Consider the following 13,427-nt stretch of genomic DNA (forward strand, 5'->3'; position numbering starts at 1 on the left):
ACTGCTGTTTAAACCAATATAAACAAAAGGAAGAACCTTGAATTGAGGTTCTTCCTTTTTATATATAGCCAATCTTATCCTATTTTCGAGTGCGTAAATGCATCACCTTCGGCGTTTTCAATATTCCAATCAATTTGAGCATCTAAGCTGATTGTCCAGCTATCCGAGCCTGCCTCTCGGAAATTAGATAAATCTGACCCATTGCGCTCTGCGATGCTCATTCAGGGCCAGATTTCCTAAATTTCTTTCGAGGCAGAGCGGGCTCGGATAGCTTTTCTTACTGCCTTATGTTTGTTAAAATGGGGGTATCAGAAGCGACAAGCTTGATGGAGGGTATCGGAAGGGGAAGGTAACGATGAAACGGATAGGCTCGATTGTGCTGGTTATGTTCTTTTTTTTGATCGGATTTGGCCAGAAGGAAGTACAGGCCCGTTCCTATGAGATTACAAATTATGATGTGTTGGTCGAAATACAGCGGGATGGCAGCGCTTTTTTTACAGAGAGCATCACGTACGATTTTGAAGGGGAATTCAATGGGGTACTGTATGAATTGGATATTTCGGAGGTGGCGGACCCGACAGACGTGAAGGTTTCGATGCAAGGCTATCTTTCGGAAAATCCTTTTCCGTTCGCTTTGAGCGACACGGAGGAATCAGGGACGTTCGAACTGGATAATACGGGAGATTACCTGAATTTTACCGTATACAACAAAATGACGGATGAGATCCAGACAGTCATCTACCAATACCGCATTCCCGAAATCATCACGAATTACAACGATATCGCCGAATTCAACCGCAAAGTTATCGGTTCCGCTTGGGAGGATCCATTGAACGATGTGGATGTCACCATTCTGTTGCCGGAAGCGACAGCTGAAGAGGAATTACGCGCTTGGGGCCATGGTGGCGGTGAAAACAGTACTGTGACGCTGGAAGACAACCAAAAAGCCTTGCTTTACGTTCCACAGAATCCGGCCAATCAGTTCGTTGAGGCGCATGTGATCTTCCCGACACGCATTACTGCAGACAATCCGAATGTAGTGAACGAGGATAAATTCGATGAAATCTTGGCGCAGGAAGCAGCCTTGGCCGAAGAAGAAGAACGCAATGCGCTACTTTTCGGCGTCCTCAGTGCTGTTTTTGCCGCGTTCGCGCCGATTTTGCCGATTCTGGTGTTCCTCTGGGTAAGGAGAGCAAGAAAAAGAGAGATACCGCAGGAAATCCATCTGCCGGACCATATCTATGAATTGCCAGAAGACATGACACCGGCCGTCATGAATGGTGCTGTCTTCAGCGGTAATGTGCAGGCTGCCGATATTTCGGCGACTATATTGGATCTTGTGCGCAAAGGCTATCTGACGATTTCACCGGTGCAGATTCCCCAAAAAGGCATCTTTGGGCGGGAAAAAGCGCCGGAAGACTCCTTCCTGCTGACACAGATCAAGGACACAAAAAATGCTCCGCTCCTGAGCCACGAAAAACAACTTTTGGAGTGGTTCATCAGCGATGTCGGCAATGGGGAAAGCGTCACCCTCGATGATATCGAGAATATCGCCGATAACTCGGCTGAAGCAAAACGATTCAATGAAAATCGGGAAAAATGGCAAGAACGCGTAATGGACGTTGCCACGCCAAAACGTAAAACCTATCGTTCGAAGGATAATAAGAAAGCCGTTGCCTTTGCAGCACTGGCTTTGGTGGCAAATATCTTCCTTGTGATCGCTGTTGTGTTCTTCGGCGCCATGAGCGGCAATTTTACCGCTTGGGCAATCGTTCTCGCCGTTTTGGGTGCGGCTTTCAGCTTCATCCAGCTTATGGCAGTGGCGGTCAAGCCGATCATGACTGCGGAAGGTGAACGGACGAAGCAGGAATGGAACGGCTTCCGCAATATGCTGAAGGACGTGGGTGATTTCCCGATGCGTGAAGTCGGATCCATCGCTTTATGGGATCATTTCTTGGTTTATGCTGTTTCTCTGGGCGTGGCCGACAAAGTCATGAAACAGATGCAGGTCGAATTCCCGGTGAATGAAATCCAGGCTTCCGCATTCGGCAGCTATTATTACATGAACAACGCCATCTTCCTGTCTTCGCTGAACAATAGCATCAACACAGGTGTAACCAAATCGATGCCGACTTCCTCGAACAGCAGCGGCTTCGGCGGCGGTTTCAGCGGTGGTTCATCCGGCGGTTCCGGTGGCGGTTCAGGCGGAGGGGCGTTCTGACGAGCGTCATCCATACTTTCAAAAACATCCTATTCTGAAGCAGAGCAGGGTGTTTTTGTTTCAGATACCGAGTTATATTTCAGCAGGCAATCCTTTGTTTTAAAGATGATGAAAGGCCGAGGTGGGTACGGAATGAAAGAAAAAGAACGGAATGAATTGCTGTCATTATACGAGGAGATGAAGGCGCTCCGTCAGGCGGTCTATGAGGAAGGCAATGGCCTTTATGCGGAATGGAAGTCGGGTATTTCCCGGACAGCGTTTGAGTTGAGCGCCAAAAACTTGGCCTACTATCTGGCGCTGCGCAGAAGGGATATCCGCCCGTTGCAGAACCGACTGTCGAAATGGGGCTTGTCCTCATTGGGAAGGACGGAATCGAAAGTACTCCAACAACTGGATGCGATTGTGCGCAACTTGGCGCTGATGTCAGGGGCGATCAAGCAGCTGTCCGACTATCCGAAGACGCCCGAGAAATTCCCGGGCCGGAAAAAACTGGCGACCGAGGCGACCGCCTTATTGGGCGATGCGCCGAAGCACCGGACGACCCGGATCATGGTCACCCTTCCGGAGCAGGCCGCAACCGACAAAGACTTCCTCGTCCGCCTGCTGGAGCGCGGCATGGACATCGCCCGTATCAACTGCGCCCATGACGACAGTGCCGTCTGGCTGAAGATGATCGAAAATCTGAAGGAAGCCCAAAAGACTGCCGGCAAGAGTTGCCGCATCTATTTTGATATCGCAGGTCCGAAAATCCGGGTGGATGCCGTCAGCAGTGAAAAGGAGAAGCTACGCCTCAAAGTTGGGGACTTGTTCTTCCTGACGGCGGATGCTTCCTTCAAAGATCTGAAGCACTATCCGGCCATTGTGTTCAGCGAAAGCCTGAACCTCTTTGATGAGCTGAAGGTAGACAGTCCGGTCATTTTGGATGATGGCGTCTTGGAAGGCCGTGTTGTGGAGCAAAAACCGCAAGGTGTCGTCGTGCAGGTAGGGAAGACGGCTAAAGTTAAAGGGATCAGAATAAAGCCGCAGAAAGGGCTCAATTTCCCGGAGTCGACCTTTAGGATGCCGATATTGACGGATAAGGACCGCGAAGACTTATTGGTTGCCGAAATCGAGGCCGATATCCTGGGCTTCTCCTTTGTCCGCGGAAGCAAGGACATCGTGGCCATCCAAAACACATTGGCAGAACAAGTAGGAAGCGAAGCAGCGCTGACCATCCCACTTGTAATCAAGATCGAAACGGTAGAAGCCGTGAACCATCTGCCGGAGTTGATCGTGGCTGCAGCCAGCAAAAATCCGTTGGCGATCATGATCGCACGTGGAGACCTGGCTGCGGAGGCCGGCTTCTTGAGGCTGTCGGAACTGCAGGAGGAAATACTCTGGATCTGTGAAGCTGCCCACATTCCCGTCATCTGGAGCACACAAGTACTCGAGAACATGGTGAAGAATGGCGTGCCGACGCGGGCGGAGATGTCGGATGCGACGATGGCCGGGCAGGCGGAGTGCGTCATGCTGAACAAGGGCGATTTCGTGGAAGAAGGGATCGCCTTGTTGGATGCGATCCTCGTACAGAGCCAGCAGAACCGATCGAAGAAGACCGCCAAACTGCGCGCGCTCAAAATCGCCAAGAAAGCCTGGCGCAAAACCAAGAAATAAGTGAGGATGCATCATGCATTCTCGCTTTTTTTGACTACAGGGGCCAAATTGTTGAATGTTCCTCAGGTATTCGACAATTTCAATCCGAAAATACGTCAAATTGTCGAAAGTTTCTCGACATTCGACTATCTCGGCTCAAACTGGTACCAAATTGTCGAATCTGCCGCACCTATCCGACAAATTTAGCACCGCTTCCCCTCGACGCCTGTTTGTCAATGTCCTTAAATTAAGAATGTTCCCCATGCAGCGCCTGAAGATTAACTTTTTTTAACACTGAGAAAAATTACTGGCATTTTCCAAAAAATAAGTTAAACTTATGGATGTATTGGAGGCGCTAAGTGTGATTGAAACAATAGAAAAAGAGGGCATGCACGTCAGCTATCTGGCGAGCGGCAGTTCCGGCAACTGCACCTACATCGAGACGCCGAAACGGAAAATATTGGTCGACTGCGGGTTGAGCGGCAAGAAGATAGCTGGTCTGATGGAAAAAATTGGCCGGAACCTTGCGGATGTGGATTCGATCCTCGTCACGCATGAACACCGCGATCACGTGCACGGCCTGGGCGTCCTGGCGCGCAAGTACCACATGGATCTTTATGCCAACGAAGCGACCTGGAAAGCGATGGACCACATCATCGGCAACGTCAAGACCGAGCAGAAGCACATTTTCGAGATGGGCCAGGTGCTGACTTTGGGCGATGTCGATATCCAAAGCTACGGCGTTTCGCATGATGCGGCCGAGCCGCAGTTCTACTCCTTCCATCATGAAGGCAAACAGATGGTCATGTTGACCGATACCGGCTATGTCAGTGATCGTTTGCGCGGCCTTTTGCGGGATGCGGATGCATACCTGATTGAAAGCAACCATGATCTTGAATTACTGCGCATGGGCGGATATCCATGGTCACTGAAACAGCGTATTTTGGGGGATGAAGGCCATCTTTCCAATGAGGACGGAGCTGCTGCCGTCGCCGAAATGTTGGGCGACCGGACGAAACGCATCTACCTTGGGCATTTGAGCCGGGACAACAACATCAAGACCCTGGCACACCATACTGCCGAAAGCATTTTGATGCAAAAAGGCCTGGGTGTCAATGAAGATTTTTTTGTATATGATACCGATCCGGACGAGCCGACTGAACTTTTCAGAGTGTAGGCGACAGGCGGGATGGCAAGTGCAGGAGGGGCGGATCGAGTGATTCCGCTCCTTTTTGCGTACGCGGATATGATACAATAAGCTTACTGAAGAGCGATTTTCTGAAATATCTCTCACTATCTTCATAATTTATTCAAAATAAGGAACTATACTGAGCCTGTAGAACGATAAGGAGGAATCAATATGGACAGGGACGAAGAAAAGAAAAACAATCCGTTCGAACAAGATGCGCATAATGAAACGGAAACTGAAATTGAATCGACTGCCGCCGACGCTGCATCTGCTGATCACATTCAAGAAGACTTATCCGAAGAAAAGGAAATAGAGGCAGAATACACTGAAATCGAAGAAACGGCCAGCGAAGAAGAAGAAGAACCAATTGTGGAACCAGCCGCAAGAGCGACGATGAACAAAGAGGAACGGGCGCGCGTATACAACAACGTCAGCGAAACCGAAGAAAGCTCCAGACATCCGAAAGACCGTAAAAATTCACCGATCAAGAATGGCATTGTCGGCGGGTTGATCGGTGGTGGGATGGTCGCCCTGATCGGTGCGGGCTTGCTTTTTGGCTCGGGTATCCTTGGCAACGGATCCGGAACGGACGATGCCGGAAATCCAGCCATTAACGAAACCGTGAAGGACATGGCTGTCAATGTAACGACCGACACGACTGCCGCTGTGGAAAAGGTGCAGGATGCGGTCGTCTCCATCATCAATATGCAGGCGGGCAATACGAATATGTTCGGTTTTGATTTGCCGCAGAGCTCCTCAGACACCACAAACGGTACTCTGGAAACATCCAGTGAGGGCAGCGGCGTCATCTATAAGATCGAGGGTGACCTGGCCTATATCGTTACCAACAATCACGTCATCGACGGAGCCGACGAACTGGAAATCCTGATGAAGGACGGCACGAAAGAAGTAGCGAGTGTCGTCGGCAGCGATATCTGGACCGACTTGGCTGTCTTGACGATTCCGGCAACGAATGTCACGGCAGTGGCCTCATTCGGGGATTCGGACGCTGTCAATGTGGGTGAACCGGCCATCGCAATCGGCTCTCCACTCGGAACCGAGTTCGCAACCTCGGTCACGCAAGGCATCATTTCAGCCAAAAACCGTTCCGTCTCGACGGATGTGGACAGCGACGGCATCATTGACTGGGATGTAACGGCACTGCAGACGGATGCGGCGATCAACCCGGGCAATTCCGGTGGTGCCTTGATCAACATCGCCGGTCAGGTCATCGGCATCAACTCGATGAAAATATCCGATTCGAATGTTGAGGGAATGGGCTTTGCAATCCCAAGCAACGATGTCTTGACCATCATCAATGAACTGGAACGGAACGGTGAAATCGTCCGTCCGATCCTGGGAGTTTCCATGCTGGATCTTTCCCAGATTTCAGCGTCCCAACAAAGTTCCGTGCTCAAATTGCCAGAAGATGTCACAGAAGGTGTCGTCATTGCAGAAGTCCAAGCCTTATCCGCAGCCGAAATGGGAGGCTTAAAACAATACGACGTCATCACGGAAATGAACGGCGAATCCATAACGAGCATCGTCGACCTGCGCAAGATCCTGTATGCACTGGAAGTGGGAACCGATGTGGAAATCTCCTATTACCGTGAAGGCACGCTGCAGTCAACGACTGTCACTCTGACGGAAGGACAGACTTCAGCCGAATAAACTGAATAAACAGCAATATCGAACACCCCGTATGGCGGCTCTTGAGAGCAGTCGTGCGGGGTGTTTTGGATTTGTGGTCTGTAGTTGTTGGTGACAGGGGGCTGGGAAGGGGATTGGATCCGGAAAGATGAATAAGTCGGAGGAATCCATGCTCTTGGGCTGAAATTCGGTCGAAAAGATGAATAAATCCAAGTTATCCATCTTCCAACCAGAAAATAAAGCCTAGAAGAGCAGAAATCCACATGGATGTGGATAAATTCTGTGGAAAAAAAGTTTTTGTGTGCAAAACGCGTAAATGCTTATGGGAACAGTGCTTTCTGAAAACGGGAGTTATCCACAGAAAATGGATAAACCTGTGTATAAAATTAGGATTGCATGTGAAATCATGCTTGTAAACGTTGTTAAATGGCGATTTAAAATCTATAAGATTGCTCAATATACGGTGTGCATAACTACGTGTATAGGGAAATAATTCGTTTTAAAGATAATCAAGATGATGTGCCATAAAATAATGCTACCACTAAATAACAGGGGAACGTGTGTACATGTGGATAACTAATGTGGATAAGGTGTGATTTGAGTGTGTGAAGTGGGTACAACAACAGCTATAAACTAAAAAAATGAGAGCCTGAATCCGATTCTGGTCATCAAGCAAAAAGCAGCACCCCAATAATGGGATGCTGCAGTAAATTAAGTCAGTTGATTCAAATAGTCGTAGCGTTCAAAAACATCCGATTCAGTGATACCCACAAGCACGATGTCTTTATCCACAATATAATCGCCCGAGAACGATACGTTCAGGTGCTCACCACGGTATTTGCGGAGACCGATAATGTTGATGTCGTACTTATTACGCAGGTCCAAATCTCCGAGTGTTCGGCCTACCCACTTAGCAGGAGGGTAGAACTCGATGATGGAAGTCTGTTCATCCAGGTTCACTACATCTTCAATATTTGTGCGCAGAATGTTCTTGGCGACGCGCATCCCGGTTTCTTTCTCAGGCAGGATGACTGTGTCGGCACCGATCGCTTCGAGAACTTCACGGTAATTCTTGTTTTTTGCTTTGGCGATGATATGCTTGATGCCGAGTTTCTTGCAGTTCATGACAGCCAACACGCTGGCTTCCAACACCGTACCGGTAGCGATCACGACCACATCACAGTCTGAAAGACCGATCGATTCAAGCAAAGCCAGATCGGTTACGTCGCCTATGATTCCCTTTGTGATGAATGGTTCCAGACGATTAACGTTCTCAGGATCCTTGTCGACAGCGATAACATCCGAATCGAATTCGCTCAATGTTTTTGCAATCGTCGATCCGAAAATACCAAGCCCCAAAATTCCAACCAATTTACTCATATTTAGATACGCTCCTCTTTGCTATTATCCGATCAGGATAGTTCCTTTAGAAAACTCTACATCTTGTACTTTTTGCGTGCGTCTGACGAGACTGTCCAACATGGTTATCGGACCGATACGCCCTGCAAACATCAGCACCATAATAACGGCTTGGCTCAACTCTCCCAGAGTTGGAGTAAGGTTTGCGCTGACGCCCACCGTCGCAATCGCAGACACCGCTTCAAACAGAATGTAAATGAAATCCACTTCAGGGTTCAAGATGCTCAATACGCTTGTACCGAGAATCAAGGTTCCCATTAGCGCCATAAAGATAACGAACGCCTGACGGACTTGTGGGCGACTGATTGTATGGTTTGCGATATTCACATTGCTTTGTCCGCGCAACTCGTTGTAGAGCGTGAGGAAGATGATTGCGAATGTCGTAGTTTTCAGACCGCCCGCAGTTCCCCCTGGTGAACCACCGACGAACATGGTCAACACAAACCAGAAGAGTGTGAAGGGATAAACGGTCGTATAGTCGATCGTCGCGAAACCGGCTGTACGCATGGTGACGGTCTGGAAATAACCGGCCATCAGTTTTTGCTGAAAGGTGAATGTTCCGATCGAGTTCGGGTTATTGTACTCGACTGCAACAAAGAAGACAAGACCAACAAGGATGAGCACAAGCGATACGCTGACAGCAAGGCGGCTATGCAACGACAGGCCACGGAAAAAGACTTTCAAGCTTGGTCTGCATTTTTTGGCAAAATAGCATTTTACACTTTTCGATACATCGAACCAGACCGAAAAGCCGATACCGCCCAAAATGATAAGCGAAGTGATGACATAGTTCACCAATGGGTCATGGACATAATCCACGAGGCTGACATTTCCCATTGGATCAAAGCCAGCATTACAGAATGCGGAAATAGCCAAGAAAAGGGAAGTGAACAGGCCCATTCCCCAGCCCATATCCGGAACAAACCGGAAGGACAACAGGATGAAACCGAGGCCTTCAAAAACTGCCGTATACTTCAGAATGTCCGATAAATATTCCCTGAATCCACGCGCATCACCACGGTTGATCCCTTCCTGTACGGCCAAACGGTTCCGAAGACCAATCCTGCCTTTCAGGCGCGTAATGACGGAAGCAATCAGGGTCATCAATCCCAAGCCACCGATCTGCATCAAGGCCATCCCGACGACCTGTCCGAAGATCGTATAGGAGTCGTGTACAGATTCGGTGAACAGGCCGGTCACACAAACCATCGATATAGCAGTGAATAGGTTGTCGAAATAGGTTGCATTCGAAGTGGGTAGCTGACTGATCGGCAGCGTAAGTAAAATCGATCCGGTAAAGATGACAAAGGCAAAGCTCGTTGCGATCTTTTGCGAAACAGACCAACTCGAAAATTTCTTTAACACAATGGTTCCAATTCTCCTCTCAAATAGCATGCGGATAGGATTTGTTACTTCATTATAAAACTATCGCATGATTAAGCAACTCAAAAGCATAAGAGTATCTTAAATCATTTACGGAAAAAAGCAACTGGTTTTCATGCCTTTTTCAGCCGAAAATTGCACTTTCCTTCATATTATAATAAGACTGTACAATCAGTTTGGTTAATAATAAGATAAACAGAAAATCATAGATATATTTCTGTCAAAAAGCCGTTAAAAAAAAGACGGTTGCGAAATCGCACGTGTTCCCATAGGATAGTAGTTGAGAAGAAAAAGGAGCGAAAAGCAATGAACATAAAAATCATTACGGTGGGAAAACTGAAGGAGAAATATCTGAAGGAGGGCATCGCCGAATACACAAAGCGGCTCGGCAGCTACTGCAAGCTGCAGATCATCGAAGTCGGGGACGAAAAAGCGCCCGAAAACCTGAGCGATAAAGAGATGGAATTGATCAAGGACAAAGAAGGCGAAAAGATCCTCGCCAAAATCCCGGAACAGAGCTACGTCTTCGCGATGGCGATCCAGGGCAAACAGTACGATTCGGTGGAATTCGCCAACGAAATCGACAAACTCGGCACCGCTGGAAAAAGCGACATCGTCTTCATCATCGGCGGCTCGCTCGGCCTCAGCCAAGCTGTCCTTTCCCGCGCCAACCAACACATCTCCTTCGGCAAACTGACCTACCCGCACCAACTCATGCGCCTCGTGCTCGTCGAACAGATCTACAGAGCGTTCCGGATTATCCATGGGCATGCTTACCATAAGTAAATGTGATTTGTAGTTCTGATTTATTTACTTTGAAAAAATAGCGTTGTTAGTTCTGCAAAATTATTCTTAAGTAAGAAAATTGAAGAAGATTAAGTACATTAGGTGTATTCTGACTAGAAAAATTAACTATGTAAACAAGAGCGAGGTGAAGTAATGAATACAATATTTTTTTCGTGGCAGAGTGATTTGCCAAATTCAGATAATCGCAACTTTATTGAGGATGTAATAAAAAAATCTATTAAAGAATTAAATCAAAATGATTTTTCGTTAGTATTAAGTATTGATAAAGATACTAATCAGTTGGCAGGGTCCCCTGATATAGCAAATTCTATTTTAACTAAAATTTCTAAATCTTCAGCTTTTATTGCGGATATATCTATTATTAATGATAATAGTTCTGATCGTAAAATGCCTAATCCAAATGTATTATTTGAGCTAGGTTATGCTGTTAAACAATTAGGTTGGGAAAATGTAATCTGTTTATTTAATACAGACTCTGGTTCTCTTGAAGAATTGCCATTTGATTTAAGAAATAGAAGAGTATTGACTTATTCAATTAAAAATAAAGTAAAGTCGGATGAAAAAAAGAAATTAATTCAAATTTTTAAAGGAATTATAAGAGATAATGAACGACGAATGGAATTATCTAGAGAAATTATTGATTATTACAATGTGGATATCTATAATCAAATGATTTTATTACTAAAAAATATAAGCAAACTTTTAAGGCCTGAAGAAAATCATGGAGGGATTTCTTTTAAACAGATTAATTTAACATTATCTATCGTAGAATCTGAAGTTAAAGACGCTATTGCTGATAATTCACATTTAGGATTCACTTTGTTTAAAGACTATTCTGAAATAGAAAACAACTTTAATTCGTTATTAAATAAAATTATCCAAGTTAAATATTTCAATGATACTCATTATTTACCATTGATAAATTTGATTAAAACTTTAAGAAAATGGAATAGAATTCAAAATAGATATATTTATCTAAATGATTTTTTGAGAAGTAGTGTAATATCAGATATATATAAGGTTGTGGGTTCTCAAACTGAAAGAAAGCTTTTATTAAAGCGACTTGACGATAATAATCATGATATTGGTAAAGTGATCGATTTTGGGGATTTTAAAAGTGCTTATTCAGAAGATGACTTAATAAGTACATTTAGATTTAATAATCAAAGATGTCTAGAGATATACAGTGAGTTTATTTTAGAAATAGTAAATAACATTAATACTTGGATTGAATTAAACGACGGAGAGTTTTTGATTGATAATGTTTCAATGGAGTTTTCAATCAAAAATAAAGAGAATTAATTTTTGATTAATAATTTCATAAGACTTAGTTAAAATTGCCAATAGAGAGACGTTATCCGTAACTGAAGTATGGCGATTAATAAACCGCAGTTACGAATGATTCGCGTTCAGAAGGCGAGCACTAAGAAGACAATCCCTAGACGGGCTGTTCTTGGCTGTGTGGGATTGTCAGCTTAGGCGGAACATTCTGCGAATCAGAACACGTTTTGGAATAAAACAAGATGCGCAATATTTACATACGGTATGATAGAGTGATTTAGCTCTTTAATAAGAAGGGAGGAAGAACAAATATGGAAAGAGGAAATGTATTAGTAATCGGCAACTCAGGAGTAGGAAAATCAACATTAATTAATTCTGTTCTGGGAGACGAAAAAGCAAAGACAGGGTATGGAAGTTCGGGCACGACTGATAAATTGGAGATATATGAGAGCGAAGAAGTAGCCTTTAGAATTATTGATACGGTTGGTTTCGAACCTTCATTGGTCAAAGGTTGGAAGGCAATAAACGCTGTAAAAAAATGGTCAAAAGAAAGTGCGAAGAATGGAAAAGAAGATAGTGAAATTAATGTAATTTGGTTTTGTGTTGAGGGTACATCAAGTAAGTTGTTTCCAAAGACCATCAAAGACCTTTCAAAGGCAACAGCGATGTGGGAAACTGTCCCAATTGTCGTAGTAATTACAAAATCCTACTCTGTTCCAGAAAGAACACAAAATATTGAGATGGTAAGCAATGCATTTGCTAAACAAAAGAGATATTCCAAAAATTTGAAACATATCGTTCCTGTTGTTGCATCAACGTATACGCTTAATGATACTGCATTTGCAGCTCCTGAGGGAATTACAGAGCTAATAGATGTGACAAATGAATTAATGCCAGAAGGAATAAAGGCCGGGGCACATGATATATACAACTTTAAATTGAAGAGAAAAAAAGGTCTAGCGCAAAGCATTGTTGCATTATCAACCACTGCAGCTGTGACTGTTGCGGCTGTTCCTATTTCATTAGCTGATGCATTGATATTGTCTCCAATTGAAGTTGCTCAGATAAATGGACTGGCTCAACTATACGAAATAAATAAAGGTGAAGACTCAAAACAATTTTTAAATTCAATAGTTGAAGTTGGCACGGTTAGTACGGCTGCGAAAGCTGCAATCAGTACACTGAAAGCTGTTCCAGGAATTAATATAGCAGCGAGCGTATTAAATGCTATAATTGCTGGTGCTATTGTAGCTGCAATTGGTGAGGGATGCATTTATGCGTTTGAAAAGGTGTATACTGGAGAAAAAAGTATTGAAGATATCGACTGGGTCAAGAAGGTTATGGAGTCTAAGCTATCACCTCAATTCATAGAAAATGTAACAGCTGTTGCAGAAAAAATATCGAAAAGCAGCAATAATAAGGATGTTGGTAAACTCGTCAACTCACTATTATCAACGATACCAACAAGAAAGATGTAGATATTAAACAGATAGAATGCTTATATTATAATAATGCCTGCTGAATAAATCCCTATTTTTAGCTTACGGCTTCATTAGAGGTTCAATTCTAGGGGAGCTCATCCATTGGATGAAAGTCAAAAAAATGCGCAATGAAACCTTGGACAGGTTCATTGTAAGGATGGATAAAGCAATCACACAGAGACTGGTCTCTTCAAGGCGTGTTCGAATAAGCCTGAGCCCGAACTTTCTTTTCGCCAGGCTGAAGCCTCTCTCGACCTCTACTCGATCGCAGTTGTCGCTGTATTCTTGTTTTTTGTCAATCTTCTGATCCTTCTTGGGCCTGCCGAGCGACGGGCCGGATAATCGGATTCCGAGTTCTTTGCAG

At 45.1% G+C, this 13,427-nt stretch carries 10 protein-coding genes; 7 read left to right on the forward strand and 3 right to left on the reverse strand.

Annotation, left to right across the window (positions count from 1 at the left end; genetic code table 11):
- Nucleotides 1-355 precede the first annotated feature (355 nt).
- From BMZ71_RS05565 to BMZ71_RS05585, 4 genes are all read left to right on the forward strand, one after another.
- Entirely contained in the window at nucleotides 356-2,221 is a 1,866-nt protein-coding gene (locus tag BMZ71_RS05565) for a DUF2207 domain-containing protein (RefSeq protein ID WP_086988899.1), read from the forward strand.
- 132 nt (nucleotides 2,222-2,353) lie between these two features.
- Nucleotides 2,354-3,874, forward strand: a complete 1,521-nt coding sequence (locus BMZ71_RS05570; protein WP_177187508.1) for a pyruvate kinase — start codon at nucleotides 2,354-2,356, stop codon at nucleotides 3,872-3,874.
- 367 nt (nucleotides 3,875-4,241) lie between these two features.
- Nucleotides 4,242-5,030 (forward strand): MBL fold metallo-hydrolase, encoded by a 789-nt coding sequence (locus tag BMZ71_RS05580; protein WP_245734393.1) that lies wholly within the window; start codon nucleotides 4,242-4,244, stop codon nucleotides 5,028-5,030.
- A gap of 405 nt (nucleotides 5,031-5,435) precedes the next feature.
- Nucleotides 5,436-6,713 carry a S1C family serine protease gene (locus BMZ71_RS05585; RefSeq protein WP_218142769.1) on the forward strand — a complete coding sequence of 426 codons (1,278 nt, stop codon included), beginning with the start codon at nucleotides 5,436-5,438 and terminating at the stop codon, nucleotides 6,711-6,713.
- Nucleotides 6,714-7,403: 690 nt separating this feature from the next.
- Here BMZ71_RS05585 and BMZ71_RS05590 read toward each other — a convergent pair.
- Both BMZ71_RS05590 and BMZ71_RS05595 read right to left on the reverse strand, forming a co-directional pair.
- A complete protein-coding gene (locus BMZ71_RS05590; protein ID WP_086988902.1) occupies nucleotides 7,404-8,072 on the reverse strand; it encodes a potassium channel family protein in 669 nt (222 codons plus the stop codon).
- A gap of 24 nt (nucleotides 8,073-8,096) precedes the next feature.
- On the reverse strand, nucleotides 8,097-9,476 hold the full coding sequence (locus tag BMZ71_RS05595) for a TrkH family potassium uptake protein (RefSeq protein WP_245734392.1): 1,380 nt from the start codon (nucleotides 9,474-9,476) through the stop codon (nucleotides 8,097-8,099).
- Between the two features lie 324 nt (nucleotides 9,477-9,800).
- Between BMZ71_RS05595 and rlmH the strand changes: the two genes are divergently transcribed.
- The 3 genes from rlmH (at nucleotide 9,801) to BMZ71_RS05610 (ending at nucleotide 13,060) form a co-directional block, all read left to right on the forward strand.
- Nucleotides 9,801-10,280 carry a 23S rRNA (pseudouridine(1915)-N(3))-methyltransferase RlmH gene (rlmH, locus tag BMZ71_RS05600; protein WP_086988904.1) on the forward strand — a complete coding sequence of 160 codons (480 nt, stop codon included), beginning with the start codon at nucleotides 9,801-9,803 and terminating at the stop codon, nucleotides 10,278-10,280.
- Between the two features lie 153 nt (nucleotides 10,281-10,433).
- Complete coding sequence (locus BMZ71_RS05605; protein WP_086988905.1) at nucleotides 10,434-11,603, forward strand: nucleotide-binding protein; 1,170 nt, start codon at nucleotides 10,434-10,436, stop codon at nucleotides 11,601-11,603.
- 290 nt (nucleotides 11,604-11,893) lie between these two features.
- Nucleotides 11,894-13,060, forward strand: coding sequence for a GTPase domain-containing protein (locus BMZ71_RS05610; RefSeq protein WP_086988906.1), 1,167 nt, complete (start codon nucleotides 11,894-11,896; stop codon nucleotides 13,058-13,060).
- A 63-nt stretch (nucleotides 13,061-13,123) separates the two neighbouring features.
- On the opposite strand, the gene BMZ71_RS05615 is transcribed toward BMZ71_RS05610, so the two are convergent.
- Nucleotides 13,124-13,427, reverse strand: a 304-nt coding sequence (locus tag BMZ71_RS05615; protein WP_143071394.1) for a transposase, incomplete at its 5' end; no start/stop codon positions are given.

It is taken from the genome of Trichococcus flocculiformis, from assembly GCF_900113645.1.
Taxonomy (GTDB): Bacteria; Bacillota; Bacilli; order Lactobacillales; family Aerococcaceae; genus Trichococcus; species Trichococcus flocculiformis.

What these genes read in the sequence shown, in the direction of transcription:
- BMZ71_RS05585 (WP_218142769.1), top strand. Translation starts at nt 5,436, where the DNA reads ATGAACAAAGAGGAACGGGCGCGCGTATACAACAACGTCAGCGAAACC.
- BMZ71_RS05580 (WP_245734393.1), top strand. Translation starts at nt 4,242, where the DNA reads ATGCACGTCAGCTATCTGGCGAGCGGCAGTTCCGGCAACTGCACCTAC.
- BMZ71_RS05570 (WP_177187508.1), top strand. Translation starts at nt 2,354, where the DNA reads ATGAAAGAAAAAGAACGGAATGAATTGCTGTCATTATACGAGGAGATG.
- BMZ71_RS05610 (WP_086988906.1), top strand. Translation starts at nt 11,894, where the DNA reads ATGGAAAGAGGAAATGTATTAGTAATCGGCAACTCAGGAGTAGGAAAA.
- BMZ71_RS05590 (WP_086988902.1), bottom strand. Translation starts at nt 8,072, where the DNA reads ATGAGTAAATTGGTTGGAATTTTGGGGCTTGGTATTTTCGGATCGACG.
- BMZ71_RS05605 (WP_086988905.1), top strand. Translation starts at nt 10,434, where the DNA reads ATGAATACAATATTTTTTTCGTGGCAGAGTGATTTGCCAAATTCAGAT.
- rlmH (WP_086988904.1), top strand. Translation starts at nt 9,801, where the DNA reads ATGAACATAAAAATCATTACGGTGGGAAAACTGAAGGAGAAATATCTG.
- BMZ71_RS05565 (WP_086988899.1), top strand. Translation starts at nt 356, where the DNA reads ATGAAACGGATAGGCTCGATTGTGCTGGTTATGTTCTTTTTTTTGATC.